17 protein-coding genes are annotated in these 20,870 nt (G+C 53.7%); 9 read left to right on the forward strand and 8 right to left on the reverse strand.

Annotation, left to right across the window (positions count from 1 at the left end; translation table 11 throughout):
* Positions 1 to 400 precede the first annotated feature (400 nt).
* Together IEW65_RS13385 and IEW65_RS13390 are read left to right on the forward strand one after the other, a co-directional pair.
* Positions 401 to 907: a DUF4760 domain-containing protein gene (locus IEW65_RS13385; RefSeq protein ID WP_188639983.1), complete on the forward strand. Its 507-nt coding sequence runs from the start codon at positions 401 to 403 to the stop codon at positions 905 to 907.
* Positions 908 to 1,225: 318 nt separating this feature from the next.
* Entirely contained in the window at positions 1,226 to 2,182 is a 957-nt protein-coding gene (locus IEW65_RS13390; protein WP_188639984.1) for a calcium/sodium antiporter, read from the forward strand.
* 4 nt (positions 2,183 to 2,186) lie between these two features.
* Here the strand turns inward: IEW65_RS13390 and IEW65_RS13395 are convergent, their stop codons facing one another.
* Entirely contained in the window at positions 2,187 to 3,164 is a 978-nt protein-coding gene (locus IEW65_RS13395; protein ID WP_188639985.1) for a TAXI family TRAP transporter solute-binding subunit, read from the reverse strand.
* Between the two features lie 375 nt (positions 3,165 to 3,539).
* Between IEW65_RS13395 and IEW65_RS13400 the strand changes: the two genes are divergently transcribed.
* The 6 genes from IEW65_RS13400 (at position 3,540) to nhaD (ending at position 11,153) form a co-directional block, all read left to right on the forward strand.
* Positions 3,540 to 4,307: an HAD family hydrolase gene (locus IEW65_RS13400; RefSeq protein WP_188639986.1), complete on the forward strand. Its 768-nt coding sequence runs from the start codon at positions 3,540 to 3,542 to the stop codon at positions 4,305 to 4,307.
* Between the two features lie 21 nt (positions 4,308 to 4,328).
* Positions 4,329 to 5,957 carry an ABC transporter substrate-binding protein gene (locus tag IEW65_RS13405; RefSeq protein WP_229755569.1) on the forward strand — a complete coding sequence of 543 codons (1,629 nt, stop codon included), beginning with the start codon at positions 4,329 to 4,331 and terminating at the stop codon, positions 5,955 to 5,957.
* Positions 5,958 to 5,971: 14 nt separating this feature from the next.
* The gene (locus IEW65_RS13410; RefSeq protein WP_188639987.1) at positions 5,972 to 6,931 is read left to right on the forward strand and encodes an ABC transporter permease; all 960 of its coding nucleotides are present in this window, start codon (positions 5,972 to 5,974) and stop codon (positions 6,929 to 6,931) included.
* A 45-nt stretch (positions 6,932 to 6,976) separates the two neighbouring features.
* Complete coding sequence (locus IEW65_RS13415; protein ID WP_188639988.1) at positions 6,977 to 7,816, forward strand: ABC transporter permease; 840 nt, start codon at positions 6,977 to 6,979, stop codon at positions 7,814 to 7,816.
* Positions 7,809 to 9,428 carry an ABC transporter ATP-binding protein gene (locus tag IEW65_RS13420; protein WP_188639989.1) on the forward strand — a complete coding sequence of 540 codons (1,620 nt, stop codon included), beginning with the start codon at positions 7,809 to 7,811 and terminating at the stop codon, positions 9,426 to 9,428. Before IEW65_RS13415 ends, IEW65_RS13420 begins: the two co-directional genes overlap by 8 nt.
* Before the next feature lie 246 nt (positions 9,429 to 9,674).
* Positions 9,675 to 11,153: a sodium:proton antiporter NhaD gene (gene nhaD / locus IEW65_RS13425; protein WP_188639990.1), complete on the forward strand. Its 1,479-nt coding sequence runs from the start codon at positions 9,675 to 9,677 to the stop codon at positions 11,151 to 11,153.
* A gap of 77 nt (positions 11,154 to 11,230) precedes the next feature.
* Here nhaD and IEW65_RS13430 read toward each other — a convergent pair whose 3' ends face one another.
* From IEW65_RS13430 to IEW65_RS13450, 5 genes are all read right to left on the reverse strand, one after another.
* Positions 11,231 to 13,801, reverse strand: coding sequence for an EAL domain-containing protein (locus IEW65_RS13430; RefSeq protein WP_188640171.1), 2,571 nt, complete (start codon positions 13,799 to 13,801; stop codon positions 11,231 to 11,233).
* Positions 13,802 to 13,842: 41 nt separating this feature from the next.
* A complete protein-coding gene (locus IEW65_RS13435) occupies positions 13,843 to 14,514 on the reverse strand; it encodes a glutathione S-transferase (protein WP_188639991.1) in 672 nt (223 codons plus the stop codon).
* Positions 14,515 to 14,752: 238 nt separating this feature from the next.
* The gene (locus IEW65_RS13440) at positions 14,753 to 15,331 is read right to left on the reverse strand and encodes an antibiotic biosynthesis monooxygenase (protein ID WP_188639992.1); all 579 of its coding nucleotides are present in this window, start codon (positions 15,329 to 15,331) and stop codon (positions 14,753 to 14,755) included.
* A gap of 115 nt (positions 15,332 to 15,446) precedes the next feature.
* On the reverse strand, positions 15,447 to 15,830 hold the full coding sequence (locus IEW65_RS13445) for a hypothetical protein (RefSeq protein WP_188639993.1): 384 nt from the start codon (positions 15,828 to 15,830) through the stop codon (positions 15,447 to 15,449).
* An 8-nt stretch (positions 15,831 to 15,838) separates the two neighbouring features.
* Positions 15,839 to 16,066, reverse strand: a complete 228-nt coding sequence (locus tag IEW65_RS13450) for a DUF2835 family protein (RefSeq protein WP_188639994.1) — start codon at positions 16,064 to 16,066, stop codon at positions 15,839 to 15,841.
* 73 nt (positions 16,067 to 16,139) lie between these two features.
* On the opposite strand from IEW65_RS13450, the gene IEW65_RS13455 reads away from it, so the two are divergent.
* On the forward strand, positions 16,140 to 16,745 hold the full coding sequence (locus IEW65_RS13455) for a putative metalloprotease CJM1_0395 family protein (RefSeq protein ID WP_188639995.1): 606 nt from the start codon (positions 16,140 to 16,142) through the stop codon (positions 16,743 to 16,745).
* A 26-nt stretch (positions 16,746 to 16,771) separates the two neighbouring features.
* Here the strand turns inward: IEW65_RS13455 and IEW65_RS13460 are convergent, their stop codons facing one another.
* Both IEW65_RS13460 and IEW65_RS13465 read right to left on the reverse strand, forming a co-directional pair.
* Positions 16,772 to 18,487 carry a putative bifunctional diguanylate cyclase/phosphodiesterase gene (locus IEW65_RS13460; protein WP_229755575.1) on the reverse strand — a complete coding sequence of 572 codons (1,716 nt, stop codon included), beginning with the start codon at positions 18,485 to 18,487 and terminating at the stop codon, positions 16,772 to 16,774.
* Positions 18,488 to 18,767: 280 nt separating this feature from the next.
* Positions 18,768 to 20,711 (reverse strand): methyl-accepting chemotaxis protein, encoded by a 1,944-nt coding sequence (locus tag IEW65_RS13465; RefSeq protein WP_188639997.1) that lies wholly within the window; start codon positions 20,709 to 20,711, stop codon positions 18,768 to 18,770.
* Positions 20,712 to 20,870 lie beyond the last annotated feature (159 nt).

Genomic DNA, 20,870 nt, shown 5'->3' on the forward strand with positions numbered 1-20,870 from the left:
CGGATAGGGTTGTTAGTTACAAAAACGTATTCAATTCAATGTGAGAAGGCTTGACGCATCAATGAACAAATGAAATATTCACAGCCCGCATCGCGCAAACCCCAATTTTGTTGTATTGTGTTGTTGTGAATTGGCTAGCTTGAGTGCTCAAAAACGAGGAACTCGCAGGCCAACTCTCTATCCAAGCTGACGTAGATCAGCAACCTAATCAAGGATGCGCTAAGGAGATAACACTATGAAAATTTGCATGCGTTTCAATGCCGACGCCACTAAGTCATATGACGAGAATGATGGCCTATGAGATAATTTCACATAGCTGTTAATTAGCTGTAACCTAGTAGAGAGGTGCCTTTGGCACCTCTTTTGCTTTTCATAATTAGTAAAAAATAGAGGCCTTGACGTGTTCGATTGGCTAATGCTGCACGTAACTTCTTTGGAACCGGATGCAATACAAGCAATTCTCACGTCAGTGGGTATTACAGTAGCTGTCATTTCAGTTCTCAGCGTGAAGTCCACAGCACAAAAAAAGCAGACTGCTGATTATCTGCTGGAGTTGCGCACTGACATTAGGCTAGAGAAAAGTATTCAGCGGCTACGCCAGTTGCATGTCTGTGAAAATACCAATTTGCTGACATTAGGCAGAGAAAATAAAGCTGACAATCAGGACGCACAAGACTTGCGCTATCTGCTCAATCATTTCGAGAGGCTGAGCGTTGGCATACAAGATAAAATTTATAATGAAAAAATGATAAAAAAATCACAATATTCAACAATTGTAAGGACTTACGAACGATCTAGTAAGTTTATAGAGGGCGTACGAGAGAACGCAGACACTGCTTACCAAGAGTTTGAATGGTTGATCAAACGATGGAGAAAAAGCCCTCTAAAGAAAAAAAAGCAAATATGAAAAGCCGACATTCTGTCAACATATAAATCTAACGTACTGTTTTTATTAATTCGCTCGCGGGCTCAATTCCCGCCGCCTCCACCAGACACCCCTTCGAATCAAGCACCCTCGGGTGCTTTTTTCGTTTCTGACCCCTCGCCATACCCACCGAGTTCAGCGACTAAGCGCTCAAAGAACTCCACCAAACGCCTTACCGCTCCTCATCTGCGCCTTCTTTTCAAAAGCCTTTCTAAACCTCTTTGCACACTTAATTAAGCCAGCTAATGTTAGAAGCCTAAGCTTGGCAAATGGCTGAGCGAATCACGAAGGAAGTGACACATGCTGTATGGGTTGAGCTTGCTGGCCGGTATTGTGCTGTTATTTGGCGGTGGGGAAGCGTTAATACGTGGTGCCGTGGCGGGCGCTAAGCGGATGGGGGTTTCGCCACTGCTGACAGGCCTTGTGGTAGTGGGCTTTGGCACCTCGGCACCGGAGCTGGTGGTGTCTATTGATGCAGCCATTCGAGAGCAGCCTGATATTGCCGTGGGCAATATTGTGGGCAGCAATATCGGTAATATTTTATTGATCCTTGGTCTCTGCGCCGCCATCTGCCCCATGACCGTTCAACCCCTGGCCCTACGCCGCGATGGCGTTGTGGTGGTGGCGGCCAGCGTGCTGTTTATTGTATTGGCCTGGAGCGGCTCACTTGGTCGCTTAGAAGCGGCCCTGCTGCTTGCATCACTCGCGGCTTATCTGATTTGGGCCTATCGCACTGAGCGCCAGCACCCCGTGCCAGAAGGGGAGATGCATGCGGCAGAAGCAGAGGAAGTGACGGCTATTCCCTCCTCAACAGGAATGATTGTGGTCGCGCTAGTAGTCGGTTTGGCCATGCTCATCGGCGGCTCTCAGCTACTGCTTTACGGCGCGATTGGCTTGGCCCAGGCGATGGGGATTTCAGAGGCGGTGATTGGTCTCACCATTGTGGCGGTAGGAACGTCGCTGCCTGAAATGGCGGTATCCGTAATCGCAGCGCTGCGCCGCCACGCCGATGTTGCCGTAGGCAATATTTTGGGCAGCAATATCTTCAACGTGCTGGGAATCCTGGGTATTTCCGCTTTTTTGCAGCCGCTGCCTATTGCAGAAAGGGTCAGTCAGTTTGACCAGTGGGTAATGCTAGGGTCGGCAGGAATACTACTGCTGTTTCTCTACACGGGAATGCGCCTCTCGCGCTGGGAAGGGGCCGCACTTCTGGGTGGCTACGTCGCCTATATCGCACTTAGCTTTACTATTTTTTAGTCAATCACCGCACATGCTCGGGAAGCTCGGCACCGGCTTCATCGTAATAACGCAGTGCACCAGGATGCAGTGGAGTATTCATATGTGCGAGCAGTTCAGAGGTCACGCTTTCCCACCAGGCCGACTGTTCGGACAGAGCAGCTTTCTGCTCCCAGAAGGCTTTCGTCAGTAGGTAGGCAGTATCGGCATCCATTTGCTCGGTGGTATATGCCATTACGGGTAGTGAAGTGGTGGCCACAGGTTGGGCAATGCCGGGGTAAGTACCGCCGGGAATCACTTGGCGCACCGCACCTGTTTGAGCGATTTGCTCATCGGTGAAGCTCACCAACGTAATCGGCACCAAGGACGCGGTCTCAATCACGTTCGGTGTTGGGAAAGAGCTGGCCGTCACAAAGGCATCGATGCGACCTTCTCTTAGCGCTTCTGGGCCGTTGGTAATAGACGCATCAGCTAAGCGCACCTTGCCCTCTAAGCCAAAGAGCTGGAAGTAGCGAGCGGCCTCCCCCGCGCTAAAGGTTCCACGGCCAATCAGGACATGCTTACCTCTTAGAGCGTCAATAGTGGTCGTGCCGTCGTCACCCGCCATCACAAAGTGCATCGTCAGCGAAGGAATGGGAAACAGGCCTCGAATAGCAGCAAAACGCTCATGACTGTGCCCTGCAAACGCCCCCTCTCCTGCCATGGCGTTAGCCACCAGCGCTGGGGGCGCGGTAAACACATAGCGCCCTTCACGAGTCATCACTTCCTGAATATTTTGAACCGAGCCTTGACTCTCTTCCGTAGTGAGTATGACGTGGCCCTCACTTCCCAGTCGAATAGCCTGGGCAAGCTCAGTGCCCATCTGATAATAAGCCGTGCCCTCAAGCGCCGATTTATAGGTAATCCGCATTTGCGACTGAGCAGGCAGCGCCACCATCCCCAACGCAAGCGCGATAGACAGCACACCAATCAAACGATCAAGAGAGCAAAAACAGGCACGCATGCAACGTCCTTTGGGGTCAGGGGCCTTCTCGGCCTCGTTTATTAAGCTTGTTAATTATGTTGTGAAGCAGAGCAACCGCTGCTGCCAAAAGACTTGGCTGGCAAGGTCAGCATAGCGGCATATTACCCCTTACGTTAGCAACCCGCAGCGCCTTAAACCAATCGCGGTTTAAACGCCCTACAAGGCATTGCACCGCTGTCATCAACTTGACATCAACGATGGGATTACTCAGGCTAACTTTCGTTTTCAATTGAACGTTCAAGAAAAATCTTGGTAATCGCTGAGCGTTGCTGCCCGCTAGCGCACTATTGAAAGCTTACGCAGCCGCCGCGTTACCGCCCTTACCGAGAGGGCTTATTAAAGCCGCTACTACCCATGCCCCAGCTTATTGTGCAAGGCGTTACCTACGACATTGATGCCATTTTATTTGATAAAGATGGCACGCTTCTCAATTTTGGCGACCTATGGATCGGCTGGTTCGATCAGCTCGTCACGACGGTGAATCGCCGCCTCCCCGTTTCACAATCGCTATCCCATCGTGAGCTGTATCCTAAAGTGGGTATTTATTCAGAGCAGCGGCTTTGGGATCCCACTGGCCCGCTGACCATTGGCTCGCTGAATGATATTGCCACCATTGTTGCGCTCGCTCTTTTTGAAGCCCGCGTACCTTGGAATGAAGCCACTGAGATCACTCAGGATGCCCTTCACTCTGTTAGCGACACCATAGATTGGCCGCGCTGTGTCACACCGGTAAAAGGGCTTCAAGCCTTTGTCGCCCGCGCCAGCCGTGCAGGTATCAAGCTGGGTGTCGTGACCTCTGATGATTATCACAATGCTACGCGACATCTTTCGCTTCTGTCGCTGACTCACAACTTCCCCGTGGTGCTGGGTCACGACCAAGTCGACCGTGGCAAGCCCTTCCCCGATATGGCGCTTGTTGCCTGCCAACAGCTAGGCGTATCCCCGGAGCGTACGCTTATTATTGGCGACTCTAACGGCGATATGGCCATGGGGAAAGCCGCAGGCCTACTGGCGGGCATTGGCATCTGTGCAGCGCCGCACTTGGACGGTGAGCACCTGACGCTGGCCAGCCACGTGATTCGTGATTACGACACTCTCGCTATTGGATCACCTCATCATTAAACCAACCCAGGGAACCACCGCATGAACAAAGAACATAACCACTTAACGCACATGCACCCCACCCTTGAGGCATTAACCCAGCAAGCACAACAAGGCCAGCTTTCGCGCCGTGACTTTATGCGCCGTGCCATCGCTTTAGGTATCGCCGTTCCGTTTGCGGGCTCACTGCTGCCAGGTCAGGCGTTCGCCAATAACGGTACTCCGCAGCGTGGCGGCATTCTGAAAGCCGGTATGCAAGGAGGCGAGTCCACCGACAGCCTCGACCCGGCAAGCTGGACCAGTCAAGTACAGCACTCCTTTGGTCAATCCTGGGGCGAAGCCCTGACCAACGTTTCACCAGAAGGCGAGCTGGTACCCCGCCTTGCGGAAAGCGTTGAATCTTCTGCAGATGCTAAAACCTGGGTGTTTAAACTGCGTCGTGGCGTGCAGTTCCACAACGGCCAGGAGATGACCTCGGCGGATGTCGTCGCCACCTTGGAGCGCCACTCAAACGAAGACTCTCAATCCGGCGCCTTAGGCATTATGCGCGGCATTGAGTCCATTAGCGCAACGGATACCTACGAAGTCACCATTGTGACGCTGGAGCCCAATGCCGACCTGCCCTTCTTGCTCTCCGACTACCACCTGATGATTCAACCGGGCGGTGGCGTGGACAACCCGGCAGCAGGCATCGGCACCGGTCCGTATAAAGTGGTGGAATTCCAGCCCGGCGTGCGCCAAATCGCCGAACGCTTCGATGGCTACTGGAACCCGGACGAATACGGCTTTGCCGACCAGATCGAAATCACCATTATTAACGACCCCACCGCCCGTATTTCGGCATTGCAAAGCGGTCAGGTACATATGATCAACCGGGTGGAGCCGCGCGTGGTGGAGATGGTGCAGCGCCTGCCCAATATCGTGATCAATAACACCTCAGGCCGTGCTCAGTACGTCTTCCCCATGCACTGCGATACGGCACCGTTTGACAACAACGACCTGCGCCTAGCGCTGAAGTACGCCATCAACCGTGAAGATATGGTCGAGCGAATTCTGCGCGGCTACGGCAGCGTCGGTAACGACTTCCCGATTAATGCCGCCTATCCGTTATTCCCCGATAGCATTCCACAGCGCGAATTCGACCCCGAACGCGCCAACTATCACTACAAAAAGTCCGGCCACAACAGCCCCATCGTACTGCGCACCTCCGACGTTGCCTTCCCTGGCGCGGTCGATGCGGCCCAGCTCTTCCAGCAGAACTGTGCTGAAGCGGGTATCAATATGGAAATTCGCCGCGAGCCCGGCGATGGCTATTGGTCAGAGGTGTGGAATAAGCAGCCGTTCTGCGCCTCCTACTGGAGCGGCCGCCCCACTCAGGACCAAATGTACTCCACTGCCTACATCTCCAGCGCCGATTGGAACGATACCCGCTTCTATCGCGATGACTTCGACGCCCTTGCCCGAGAAGCCCGCGGTGAGCTGGATCAAACCCGTCGCAGCGAGTTGTACCAAGATATGGCGATGATGGTGCGTGACGAAGGCGGCTTGATTCTGCCGATGTTCAATGACTACATCGAAGCAACATTAAGCAATGTCGGGGGCTGGTCAGCGAACCCAATGGGCGAGATGATGGCAGGCTTTGCCCTGTCGAAGTGCTGGTTGGCTTCCTAATCCGGACCTCTGCTATGAACACCTTTGTTTTAAAACTGATTGCCCAGCGCTTGGCGCTGGGCCTCTTGTTGTTATTAGCGGTCTCTGTACTGATTTTTGTCGGTACCCAACTGCTACCTGGCGATGTTGCTCAATCCATTTTGGGTCAAAGTGCTACACCAGAAGCCGTCGAGAACCTTCGTCGCGAGCTGGGTCTTGATCAACCCGCCTGGGCGCGCTACTTCGACTGGCTAGGCGGTATTTTGCAGGGCGACCTGGGCACTGCGCTCTCCAACCGTCAGGATATTGGTCAATCGTTATGGGGCCGCGCGGGCAATACGCTGTTTCTTGCCTTCTGGACGGCTGTTGTCGCCGTGCCATTAGCGATTCTATTGGGGTTAGTGGCCGTTCGTTACCAAAGCCGCTGGCCTGACCGCGTTATCTCCGGCACCACTCTCACGGCGATATCACTGCCCGAGTTCTTTATCGGCTACCTGCTGATTTATGTGTTTGCCGTTAAGTTTAGCTGGTTCCCCAGTGTCTCTACTGTCCACAGCGGTATGAGCCTTGGTGAGCGTTTGCATGCCATTGCCCTCCCTGCCGCCACCTTAACGCTGGTGATTTTAGCCCACATGATGCGCATGACCCGGGCCGCCATTTTAAACGTGATGCAGTCGCCCTATATCGAAACCGCCGAACTTAAAGGGCTAGGCACGTTTCGGATTATCGCCCGCCACGCCTTTCCCAACGCCATTGCTCCGGTGGTCAATGTGGTCATGTTAAACCTAGCGTTTTTGATTGTGGGGGTAGTCGTAGTGGAAGTGATTTTTGTCTACCCCGGCATGGGGCAGTACCTGATTGATCACGTATCAAAGCGGGATGTACCGGTCGTACAAGCGGTGGGGCTTATCTTTGCCGCGGTGTATATCGGACTCAATATGCTGGCGGACATCATCGCCATCGTGACCAACCCTCGCTTACGTCATCCTAAGTAATACGTTGTTTATTAGGCCACTGTTCTCAGACAGGAACGTAATACCATGTCGAAATCTTTGACGCTGCTGAAGCGAATGCCAGTGACCGCAATGGTCGGGCTGCTGCTCACCTTCAGCTTTTTAATTATGGCGGTCTTCGCCCCTTGGCTGGCTCCTTACAGCATGTCGGAAAGCGTAGGCGATATGTGGATGGGGCCTTCCGCCGAATTCTGGCTAGGCACCGACAATCTTGGCCGCGACTTACTGTCTCGGCTGATGTACGGCGCACGCACTACCATGACGATTGCTGCACTGGCCACTGCACTGGCGTTCTCCATTGGCTCCGTGCTCGGCATCTTGGCCGCTGTTTACGGCGGCTGGGTAGATCAGGCGATCTCACGGGGCGTGGATATCGTTATGTCGATACCAACGCTCATCTTCGCGCTGGTGATTCTGTCGGTCATGCCTAGCACCATGTTAATGCTGATCTTGATTATGGGTATCCTGGACTCGACCCGCGTATTTCGTATTTCACGGGCCGTGGCCGTCAATATTAACGTGATGGACTTTGTAGAGGCTGCGCGCCTACGCGGTGAAGGCAAGCGTTGGATCGTATTTCGTGAAATCCTCCCTAACGCCCTCACCCCCTTAGTGGCAGAGCTGGGCCTGCGGTTTATTTTCGCCGTGCTGTTTTTATCGTCCCTCTCGTTTTTAGGGCTCGGCGTGCAGCCACCGGAAGCCGACTGGGGCAGCATGGTGCGTGAAAATCGCCAAGGTATCGTGTTTGGCGTCCCCGCGGCGCTCATCCCCGCGGCGGCCATCGCGCTGCTGGCCATCTCGGTGAACCTAGTGGCCGATTGGATTTTGCGCCAAACCACCGATCTCAAAGGAGGCCGCAGTGGCTGATACGCTGTTAGATATTCGCAACTTAACCATCGAAGCCACGGCCTACCCACCCGGCGAAGCGCCTCAGGAGATCACCATTGTGAATGGGGTCAGCCTCACCCTAGAGCGCGGCAAAGTGCTGGGGCTGATTGGTGAATCGGGCGCGGGCAAATCGACCATTGGCCTCTCACCGGCGGGCTACGGGCGCGGCGGCATCCGCCTAAGCGGCGAGGTGTGGGTGAATGGGCGCGATATTTTACAAGGCTCGCCCAAAGCGCTGCGCCAGCTGCGTGGCAAAGAGGTGTGCTACGTGGCGCAATCTGCTGCTGCGGCCTTCAACCCTGCCCACACGCTGATGGAGCAGGTGATTGAAACCACGCTGCTGCACGGCTTGGCAACACGTAAAGAAGCAGAAGCACGTGCGGTTGAACTGTTTAAGCAGCTAGGCTTACCCGACCCGGAAAACTTCGGCAGCCGCTACCCGCATCAGGTATCGGGCGGTCAGCTACAGCGTGCCATGACGGCCATGGCGCTTTGCCCAGAACCTGACCTGATTATTTTCGACGAGCCCACCACCGCGCTGGATGTCACCACGCAAATCGATGTGCTTGCCGCCATTAAGCATGCGATTAAAACCACCGGTGTCGGCGCGCTGTATATCACCCACGACCTCGCCGTGGTGGCCCAGGTCGCCGATGATATTCTTGTTTTGCGACAAGGTGATAAGGTCGAAATGGGCAGCGCTGCGCAGATTATTGAATCGCCGCAGGAGCCTTACACTCAGGCCCTGGTGTCAGTACGCTCCATTGACCACACGCCCAAAGCCCCGACCGACACTCCCATTCTAAGTGTGGAGAACGTCAGCGCAGCGTACAGCAATAGCGGCAATAACGTGCTGGACGGCATTAGCATGGACTTGAGTGCCGGACAAACGCTAGCCATCGTGGGTGAGTCTGGGTCGGGTAAATCCACCCTGGCTCGAGTGATTACCGGGCTGCTTCCACCCAATAAGGGGCAAGTGAGTTTTCAGTCGCAGCCACTGCCAGGCACGCTGGGCGCGCGGAATAAAGAGACCCTGCGTGAGCTACAAATGATTTACCAAATGGCTGACGTGGCCATGAACCCGCGCCATACGGTGGAAACCATTATTGGCCGCCCCCTGACGTTCTACTTTGGCTTAAAAGGCAAAGCGCGCCGCGCACGGGTCATTGAGCTACTCGATGAAATTGAGCTGGGTGAAGGGTTTATTGACCGCTACCCGGCAGAGCTTTCAGGTGGCCAAAAGCAGCGCGTTTGTATCGCACGTGCACTGGCGGCAAAACCAAAGCTGATTATCTGCGATGAAGTGACCAGTGCGCTCGACCCTTTGGTGGCAGATGGCATTCTCAAACTACTGCTGCGGCTTCAGGCGCAAGAGAACGTGGCCTATCTCTTTATTACCCACGATTTAGCTACCGTTAAGGCTATCGCCGACAGTATTGCTGTGATGCACCGGGGTAAAGTGGTGCGTTATGGTGAACGCGACAACGTGCTCTCTCCTCCCTTTGACGACTACACCCAAAAGCTACTGGCGTCGGTGCCACAAATGAAACTTGGGTGGTTAGAAGAGGCACTCACGACCCACACGGCTTAACGTCTATACGATAAGAGCGGCCAGGGAAGGGCTGCTCTTATCGACATTCGTTTAATGGGCTAAATTTCTTACACTGTTTAGAAAACTTTACTATTAGCTAAACGGATAATTTCCAAAAAAAAGACGTAATCGCTAATGTATTAACGGTTTTCATTCGGTTTTATTCCGTATTGCAACGCAATATAGATTGCTAAACTGGCGGCGCTTACTCCTCCTTCTTTTAATCATTATAAGGATAAACACGCCATGTTGACGTTACATCATGACCCAGGCCAGCCTCGATACGCTCGTTGCTGGCCTTTTTTGTTAGCGGCCTTACTATTTTTTATCAGCCCAGCGGCCTTTGCCGTGACAGGTGAGATCGACTTAACCACCTCTGCCATTGGTTATTTTGCCGTAGTGATTTTTGTGTTGGCCTATGCGCTCGTTATGGCCGAAGAAAAAATCCATATGCGTAAATCCAAGCCGGTACTGGTGGCTGCCGGCATTATATGGGGACTCATTGGCTGGGTGTACGTTCAGAACGGCATGTCGGACACGTCCGAGTACGCATTCCGCGTGACGCTTCTGGAGTTCACCGAGCTAATGCTGTTCCTACTGGTCGCGATGACGTACATCAACGCCATGGAAGAGCGCCGGGTATTTGATGCACTGCGCTCTTGGATGCTGCGCAAAGGTTTTAACTACCGCACGCTTTTTTGGTTAACCGGTGGCTTGGCATTTATACTTTCGCCTATTGCCGACAACTTAACCACCGCGTTATTAATGTGCGCCGTTATTACTAAAGTGGCAGAAGGCGACAAGCGTTTTATTAATTTAGCCTGTATCAATATTGTGGTCGCTGCCAATGCGGGGGGCGCCTTTAGCCCGTTTGGCGATATCACAACGCTGATGGTGTGGCAGGCGGGGCTTATTCAGTTCCAAGAATTCTTTATCCTGTTTATTCCTTCGCTGGTGAATTTCCTGATTCCTGCGGCGGTAATGAGCCTGTTTATCAAGGATCAGAAACCCAGCAGCGTCTATGAAGATGTGCAGCTTAAACGCGGCGCACGGCGTATTATTGCGCTCTTTTTGCTAACGATTGTGACAGCAGTGCTTTGCCATACGCTGCTACACCTGCCCCCCGTACTGGGCATGATGACCGGCCTTGGCTACCTGCAGTTTTTTGGCTACTACCTGCGCCAAAGCCTACCTCGTTCGCTGGAGCGCAAGCGCGAGCGCTATAGCCGCCTTGGCGATAACAAAAAACTGGAGCAGTTGGGTGGCGTCGTCCCGTTTGATGTCTTTAACCGCGTGGCCCGCGCCGAGTGGGATACGCTGCTGTTCTTCTACGGGGTCGTTATGTGCGTGGGTGGCTTAGGCTTTATGGGCTACCTGGGGCTACTATCAGAAGCGCTCTATACCGGCTGGGACGCTACCTGGGCAAATATTGCGTTAGGCGTTGTATCGGCGGTGGTGGATAACATTCCGGTGATGTTTGCCGTGCTGACCATGGAACCGGATATGTCTCACGGGCACTGGCTGTTGATCACGTTAACTGCCGGGGTAGGCGGTAGCCTGCTCTCGATCGGCTCGGCTGCAGGTGTCGCGGTGATGGGTCAAGCGCGCGGCGCATATACCTTTATTGGTCACCTGCGTTGGTCACCGGTGATTTTGCTGGGCTACATTGCCAGCATCGCGGTACATCTATGGCTGAATGCCGATAGCTTCAACGTATTTGGCTAGCGAGACCCCCAGACCTAAACAACAGCCCGCCCAGATTTTGGGCGGGCTGTTTTGCATTCATGGGTTGGGCAGGATGGCTAATAGGTCTCAAATAGGTACTCAATAGGCGTGGGTCGGCCAAACAAATACCCTTGATAGCGGTAGCAGCCGTGGCCTTTTAACCAATCCAGCTGCTCTTTTTTCTCCACCCCTTCTGCTACGACCGTTAGACCTAAACTGACCGCCAGCAAGATGGTGGTATCCACAATCGCGGCATCGGTTTTATCCGTCAGCAGCTCGCGGATAAAGGATTGGTCAATTTTCAGCTCGTCCAGCGGCAGGCGTTTTAAATAGCTCAGGGAAGAGTAGCCAGTACCAAAATCATCCAGCGCAAAGCGAATGCCCTGGGCGCGGAGTTTCAGCATCGTGTTACGCACCCGTGTGGGTTCTCGCATCAGCAGGCTTTCCGTCACCTCTAGCACTAAGCGTCCTGGCGGTGCCTGGGTCTGAGCCAACAGCCCCTCTACATCGCGAACAAACTCAGGCTGCTGGAACTGAACCGAACTGACGTTCACGGAAATCGTCAGGCCAGCATACGCAGGTTGATGAGACCACTTGGCTAGCTGCTCGCAGGCACACTGAAGTACCCAATAGCCAATAGGGACAATCAGACCATTCTCCTCTGCCAGAGGAATAAATGTCCCCGGCGACACCCAGCCACGCTGAGGGTGGTACCAGCGCAGCAGCGCTTCTACCCCCGTGGTGGCCCCTTGGTGATCCACTTGCACCTGATAGTGGAGAGCAAGTTCATCGCGTGCTAACGCTTGATGCAAATCACCCTCTAGGCTCGCGCGCTCCAGTACACTGGTTTGCATATCCACATTGAAAAAGCGCAGGGTGTTACCCCCTGCCGCTTTGGCTTGCTGCAGCGCCATATCGGCCTGCTGCAAAACGCTATTGACCCCCTGGCCCGCACTGTCGAACAGTGTAATACCAATACTCGCGCTAATAGGCAGCGCTCGGTCGTTGCGCAACTGAGCGACCGTATCTAACAGTTGCCGTGCCAGCCGTTCGGCATTAGCCGCCGCATCGCTCTGCCGCTCGCCCAAGCCATTCACTTGCACTACAAACTCATCGCTACTAAAGCGGGCTACAGTGGCATCCTCACTGAGCTGCTGCTTTAGGTGCTGTGCAACGTTAATCAGCAATTGATCGCCGCTTTCGTGCCCCTGTATATCGTTAACGAGCCGAAAATTATCCAGGTCAATAATCAGCACGGCGCTAAAGCCGCAGGGTCCTCCCTCAGGGTTAGTCGCTTCCGCCAGCGACTCCAACAGCAGGCGGCGATTAGGCAATCCTGTCAGCGCGTCATAAAAAGCAAGATGGTGGGTGCGCGACTGCATCTCGAGATATTCAGTGAGTTCGGTGGAAATACCACATAGGCAGGGCGCCTCCCCAGGTGCCATTTCCAACGGCATTTTGATCGATAAAAATGTGCGTACGCGATCCTCACCTTGCAGTACGTTATGCTCTTCAACGGTGATTTTTTTACCCGACGTCAGTACCTGCTGATCGACTTCGGCCATCTCAGCCGCACTGGCAGAATCGAAAAACGCCTCGTCCCGTTTGCCGAGTATTTGATCCGAGGGCTGCTGGAACAGCTCGCTTATTTGGCGATTGACATAGCGATACTCAAGCGAAGGCGTTTTGATGTAGATATAGGCGTCAACGCTATCCAGAATCGTGGTCAGCAAATTTTCATTGGTCGATAGCTTGGCGCGGTTGGAGGCAACGCGACGCCTTAACAGAGCGCTCGCTCCTACGGCTGCCAGTAGGATGCACACCAAAAACCCAACGCCCCACCATACCCAGTAAGGAATCAGATTTGTCGTGGCACTCTGGGAACGCCATGCGCTAAGCGTCTCGTAATAGACTGAATTAATGTCATCTTTCCAGCCGAGTAGCACGACATCAATACGTTCGAGCACGTCCGCTGATAGTAAGGGGGAGGCCGCATAAAAAAGCCGAGAAGGCTGGAAGATAATCGGTGTTTCTCGCAAGCCGTAATCCCGTGCCCGCCAGTCACCGAAAAGATGATTCGAGGCCACTAAATCAGCCTCACCGCTCGCCACCGCTTGAAAGCCAGCAGCAAAACTATCGACTGGCAGCCATGTGACCGCGATATCAAAGCGCTCTGTCACAGCCGCTAAGTAGCTCTGCTGAATGGAGCCATCCACCACGGCTACTCGCCGCTGCTCTAGATCTAAAATTGCCTCAACACGACTATCGGTCGCTTGATACAACTGCGACCAGCTGTGCATGACCGGTTCATTATGGAAGGCAAAACGCCGGGCTCGCTCCTCACTCCAGGCAACATCGGGGAGCAGATCAATCTCACCCTGTTCCAGCAGCGTTAAGCACTGCTGGAAATCGCAGTGCACGCTTTCCAACTGCCACTGTTCCTGCTGCGCCATGGCCTCCAGCAGCTCGCCAAGCACGCCGCGAATCTGGCCTTGCTCACCCGCAAATAGCTTAGGCGGGTTATGGTAGACCCCTACCCTAAGCGCAAGATCGGCCTGCGCGACGGCACTTCCTCCGCTTAGCGTCAGTAGCGCAAAAGGCCAAAGGACATAGCGTTTAAAATGCTTGGTGGAACGGTTGCTTTGCATCCGGCTCAACGCGAACACTCCCTTGCGCAGCATAGTAGGCGTTACTCACCCGGCATGGTTAACGGGCCAGCGCGCTCTACGACGCGCTGCCAGGCCGGGTCGTTTTCTATACGGTCAACAAACGCAGCAATAGATGGGTATGCAGAGAGCGACTGCGTTGCTTTCATGGCTTGAAGCGGGAAGCTCATCTGAATATCTGCCCCGCTTGGCCATTCGCCAGCAAAATCACCTCGCGATGCCAAGTGAGCCTCTATCATGCCTAAATGCTGCTTTAACTGAGGCTGAATAAAGCGCTTTTTCACCGTATCGCTGATGCCTTTGGCAAGCGGCTTAATGAGCCAGGGCGACTGTTTCGGTATTTGACTAAACACCAGCCCCATCACCAACAGAGGCATCAATGAGCCTTCTGCATAGTGTAACCAGTAACGATAATTCACCCACTCATCGACTGCTTCTGGGGCGGGCTGCAACTTACCGTTACCATAGCGATTCACCACATAGTCAATAATGGCACCTGACTCTGCCACCGTTAACTCACCATCGGTAATTACTGGGGACTTACCCAAAGGGTGCACTTTTTTTAACGCCTCAGGTGCTTGCTGAGTGTTGCCATCCCGCTGATAAACTTGAATGTCATATTCAAGATTTAATGACTCTAAAAGCCATAAAACACGATGAGAGCGGGATTTTTCAAGATGATGAACACAAATCATAACTACTCCATGAGGCGACTTGATACAACCAGTATAGCGCTGGTGTCAGTTATCCATTGACTGCAAGCTATCTCAGCTTAGCACTATTGCAGCGTTGAACCCCATGGAGAAAGCAATGACGGATGCGCAAACGCAAACAGGGGCGAGAAATGGATCTCGCCCCTGTCTATCTTATAATCTTAAGCAATTGTTTTAATAGACTTTTAGTCAATAAATAGCGTTTTAATAGCGCTCGTTATCACGCTCTATGCTGCTGCTTTAAACGCGCTAAAAGATCCATCGGTGACCATTTCCCCTGCAACCAGGGAGCCAATAAGCGGGTGGAAAGAGGAATAAATACAAACACCATGATAGGTGTCAGTATTAATGTGCTGGCTAATACACGGGGAATCAAAGGCCAGTCAGCAAGCACTCCGCCGAAAACCCATTGAAAGAGTAATGAAATAGGGAAAAACGCAAGCCAGACAGCCACCGCTTGCTTCCAACGTGGAGGTGCTACCCCTGGACTGACATTAAACCAGGCATCTAGACCAGTCGCACGGTGCTCGTGGGGGGCATCGTAAAGATCTTTGCCACGCACAAGCCAGGCATGACGCGAGGCAGAGTGCTCCCAAGCGGCAAGGGAAGCTTGGCTCTCAAAGCGGAAAATAATTTGATACTCATCATCATCTTTGGGGGGTGCAAGCACACCCGAGCCCAGGTAGCCGGGGAAATCAGCCGCCAATTCGCGACCTTCATTTAACCAACGATTAAAATCCTGGTAGCGGCCATTCGCAACACGGCGAGCCACCATCAATGTGACGGGTGAGGCAGACATGGGTGATCTCCTAATGTGTAAGCAGCCACTGCCGGGTAGGCGAGCTGCGGGCAGTCAGGAGGGTAATCCTGATGCTCGTTCCACATTATACAGGCAATAATAATGCCATGTATGCTTATCGCCGAGGAATAGGCTGGCGGCGCTCTCCGCGCTGAAACGCTCTAACATGCTGATAAATATCGATAGCGCTTTGAATCGCGTCGGCTTCTAGCGCATCGGGTTTGATCACCGGTCCTTTAATCCCCCCTTCCGTGCGCAATATTTCGTCCACATCGGCACGATAGCGGGCCAACAGATGCTCAATGTTCATGCGTACGCGATGCACTTCCAAATTAAAGGCGTGGCGCTGTTCGGTGCGCTTCACAATATCGAGCGGGTTTTCTGTGGAGGCAATCAAGTTATCTAAGGTGCTGCCCACTAAACGCTCGGCACTATTTAAGTTGGGAATCACTGAATACATCAGCTCATAAAGCGTCATGGTTGCATCATGCTGGTGCATAAACAGGCTCAACGGCGGTTTAATGGAACAATATTGTGAAAGCGACCCTGGTCAGTAAACGTAATCCGAAACACCCCGTGCACGCCCTCCTGCCCTACGACACGATGCAATGCCTGAGCTGGAAACACCACCCAGCGGCCATCCACACTGCGCGTCCGCACATTGTCATAATGGCCTTCATAATAGGCTAAACATTCGGTGACACTTAAATGAAGAATGACGTCAATGGAGTGCATAACGTTGCGCAATTCGGCTGGCTCACAGATACTCTATGCTAACTGAAATAGCCGCAAATATCGGTAACCGCTTATGGATCTTTCCTCTATTAACGTGTACACCGCGTCCTCCGTGGGCTGGACATCCCCCACGCCGCCTGCTGCCCGAGTGTCGCGTAATGAGACTGACAGCGCCTCTGAGGCGGTTGACGATGTCCGTGAAGGCGAAGAAACCAGCGCCAGCGATACGCCCACTGGCCCTACGCGTCCTGATGGCACACCGCTGGCACCTGAAGAGATCCAACAGCTCGAACAGCTAAAACAGACTGACCGTGAAGTGCGCCAGCACGAGATGGCGCACCAAACCGTCGGAGCACCGTATACTGGCGGCGCCACTTATGAGTACGAAGTTGGCCCAGATGGCAAACGTTACGCTGTCGCTGGTGAGGTCTCGATTGATTATGGCCCGGTGCCAGGCGACCCCCAAGCCACCGTCGAAAAAATGCAGACCGTCATCGCCGCAGCGCTAGCGCCTGCCGACCCCTCCCCTAAAGATTTGCAGGTAGCCGCGCAGGCTCGCCAATATCTATTGGAAGCCAAACTGGAAGCGGCGCGGGAACAGAGCGAAATGAATCAGGCCCGTACAGAGCAAGCAAGCGACGTAGCGGTCAATGACGAACCGCCGGAGCAGGCCGCATAACGGCCTGCTTTGGCGCACCTTTACCACTATTGAAGTGTGGCCAAGCCGCGCCAATCCTGACGTTCTGGCCAATGGGCTAACCATACCGGCATGGCCTCTGGCGGCATAGGACGTGCGATACCGTACCCCTGAGCCAACTCGCACCCCAACGCCATAAGCGCCTTTGCATGTGCCAGGGTTTCCACCCCTTCTGCCAGCATAGGGCGCTGAAACCGGTTGGCCATGTAAATCACGCTTTCTACAATCGCCATGTCGTTTTGGTCGATCAGCATATCGCGAACAAAACTCTGGTCGATTTTAATCAAATTGACGGGCAGCTGGCGCAAATGCGTCAGCGATGAAAACCCCGTCCCAAAGTCATCAATCGCAAACCCCACCCCCAGCGCTTGGCAACGCGCCATGTTTTTCAATGCTGCCTGCACATCGTGCATGGCCGCGCTCTCGAGCACTTCAAGCTTTAATAACGATGGCGATACCGTAGGATAGCGCGCCAGCAGGTCGGCCAAGCGCTGGCTAAACGTATTCACCAACAGGTGTGACGGGCTGATATTGACGTTCACCGGTAGTGAGATGCCGTCGCTTTGCCACAGCGTGAGCTGGCGCAGCGCGTGCTCTAACACCCACTCGCCGAGATCAACCTCTAGCGGCGTGCCATCAATAATGGGTAAGAACTCTCCCGGCGAAAGCAGCCCCAGTTCGGGGTGTTGCCAGCGAATCAACGCCTCGACCCCCACCACTTGCCCGCTGCGCATATCGACTTGAGGCTGGTAGAACAGGCGCAGCTCATCATGGTTAATCGCATCCATAAAGCGCTGGCGCTGTTCATGACGCACCTGCAGCCTGCGGTCATGGTTAGGATCGAAAAAGTGGTAGGTATCTCGCCCTCGCTGCTTAGCTCGGTACATCGCTTGATTCGCGTGGCGTAACAGCACATCGCCCTGTGCATGGTCATTCGGGAAACAGGTAATACCCAGGCTTGCGGTGAGGTAAATCGTCTGGCCTTCAATCAGCAGCGGTTGGCGTATCGAGGCTAGCAGCTTCTCAAAAAACGTCTCTTCCACGCCGTGATGAAGCAGCAGTACAAACTCATCGCCGCCAATACGGGCCAGCACATCATCGCCAAACAGCAGATGGCTAATCCGCTGTGCAAATGCTGATAGCAGCGCATCGCCTACCTGAGGGCCCAATCGATCATTAATGGTTTGAAAATGATCAATATCCAGCGCGCACACCGCCAGTGGCAGCTGCCGGTTTTCGGCATGCTGGATCGATTCCTGAATCAGCTGGGTTAATAGCTGAAGATTCGGCAGGCCTGTCAGCGCATCAAAATAGACTTCGCGGTTCAAATGGCGCGCATGGGAGGGAATCGCGGAAAGATCCGCCAAAACGATCACATGGTGATCCACTCGCCCTCGCTCATCGCGCACCCGATTGATCGACATCATACCGGGATAGAACTGCCCATCGTGGCTGCGGTAGCTAATTTGCCCCTTGCTACGGTCACGCAGCTGCAGCTCTTCACGCATTAAACGAGTAGTGCGGCTATCATCAAGAGGCAGAATACTGAATGCCTCGGGGGACTTCCCCTTTACCTCGTGCAGTGCCAAGCCAGTCAGCTCGCTAAAAGCGGGGTTAGCATCCACCACGCAGTTATCTGCGTTGGTAATAATGATGGCCTCATTAGCGTAGCGAAAGGCCGATTCAGCAGGCGTAAATGGGGTACTGGAATCCATAACCGACATCGCGACAGCGTTAAAGGCAAGTGACGCTGTATGAGTGGCTGGCTGAGGCAAAGACTGCTCCTTTGGATCATTCAAGGGCGGGCACATGCGTCTCTGCTCTCCTCTTATAAGCGGTAGTTATTTAATGACTTTTGGTCATATTAACACCGTCTTGCCGCACGTGTTTTAGATTCAACAGCGCTGAATCAACGCGAAAGCTCCTTTAGAAATGTCCACAGAAATAGGTGTGGCATTAAAAAAGGGAGCGTTCAGCCCCCTTTGATTTACCACCGTTGACTTATCAACCATAAGTGAGCTGACGATGCTCGCTGGGGGCCAGCTCACCGACGTGAAAGCGGCTCACCAGCGTCGACATCCCATCTGCCTGTTCATCCAATGAACGACTCGCGGTGGCGACTTGCTCTACCAGTGACGCATTTTGCTGCGTAACATCTTCGAGCTGGGCCATTGCATGGCTAATTTGCTCAACACCAGCCGACTGCTCATGGCTCGCGGTGGCAATCTCATCCACCAGTACGGCCACTTGCTGAACTCGCTCAGCGATTTGCGCTAGCGTCGTGCTCGTCGTGGACACCAGTGCTTCACCTTCGCTAATACACGCCACGTTATTATCGATTAAACGCCGTATCTGGCTCGCCTCCTCAGCGCTGCGACTAGCAAGTTTGCGTACTTCGTCAGCGACAACGGCAAACCCCCGCCCGTGCTCACCAGCACGAGCGGCTTCAACAGAAGCATTCAGCGCTAATAAGTTCGTTTGGAAAGCAATCTTATCAATGGCGACAACAATAGAGGTCACTTGCTCGTTTGCCTGATGAATCTGCTGCATGGCTTGGCGTGCCTGCATCGCCACGTCAGTGGCCTCTTGTGTTTGAACCGCCACATCGCCGGTCATCTTTTGGGCTTGGTGCGCATTCTCCGCATTTTGACGTACAGTGGCAGTCATCTGCTCCATACTAGAAGCTGTTTGCACCAGAGAGGCCGACTGCTCTTCGGTGCGCTGCGCCAAGTCCTGATTGCCCTGTGCGATTTCATTACTGGCCAGCGCCACAGACTGCGCGTTGCGTTTCATCTCTGCCACCAGCTGCTCCGTTTGCGAAGACGCATCGTTAACGGCTTGATAGAGCTTAGACAACTCGTCACGCCCGAGAACCGGCAAGCGCTGAGTAAGATCATCCCCCCGGGTGGCAATACTCACCAGGGCCTGCTGAAGCGGCTGAGTAATGGTGCGCACAATAAGCATGGCGATGCCTACTGCCACCATTGTGGTAATGACAGCAATGCTCAAATACCACCATAGCGACTGCTGAGCCTGCCGTTTTAGCGCATCCGTGGTCGCGACAATGGCACCTGCGGCACTGTCTTCGAGTGTTTTCAAACGGCTAATTTTGACAGTTTGCCAATCGAACCACTCTTCGGAACTCACGCCGTAATTGCCACTTTGCTGAATAGCCAATGCTCGCCGTGCTAACACGCGCTCGATCTCAGGACCACTTAGCGCACGACTTAACGCTTCGCGCTGCGTGTCGTCAGACATCACCCGGTAAGATTCTAAAAAGGCGTGCTCGGCCCCTACCAAAGAGAGCAACCGCTGAAGCGTGCTATCAGGCATCTCATCTGCCGCAAATACATTAGAGAGTAGCGCTCGCTCAATGCCCGCTAAGTCTTTGGCTTCAAGAAGGTTGTAGTAGGCCGCCAGCTGACGCGTAATAGTTCCTTCGCCCGTCAAGTGAGCCAGCTCCCCCACCAGTGACATTAAGGTACTGTTTAGCTCCGTATAGTGAGCAAGCGCATCGGAGGTAGGCACGCTGAGCTGGTCTACCTGACGACGCATCGCTTGGACACCCTGCCAGCGCTGCTCAATCTCCATTAGCAATGCGTTCAACCCTGCACTCAGTTGACCTGCTTCCAATGCTTGGCGCTGTTGAAAAAAGACCTCTGCCGCCGCTTCCGTGGAAGGACGTTGCTGGCTCAAGCGGTTCCCAAATGAGTTGCCTTGACTGCCGATAAATCCAGCCGTCATACCTCGCTCTAGCTGTACTTGATGCACCCAGTTGCCGGACTGTTGTGCCAACGCCGTCAGCGCCTGAATACGCGAAAGCTCCGTCACGGCAGCCTGCCGTTCTAAAATACCGCTGGTAGCGAACCAGCCAAGTGCTATCAAAGGTAATATCAACACCAGGGCAAATTTATACCGCATCGATAAGCGGTGGAGCAGCTCTTTCATCGCGTTGCTTAGCCTCAAGTCATATCATTAGGGGAGGTAAGCGGCGTACTCGTTTATTGTCCGTGCCTTTAAGACACATTATTAGCTAAGTTTGCCGCACTTTGCGGCTAAATTAAATATGCTTAGCCAGCAAGGCGACATGAGTGTAACGCGAAGAAA

The organism is Vreelandella lutescens (genome assembly GCF_014640815.1).
GTDB lineage: Bacteria > Pseudomonadota > Gammaproteobacteria > Pseudomonadales > Halomonadaceae > Vreelandella > Vreelandella lutescens.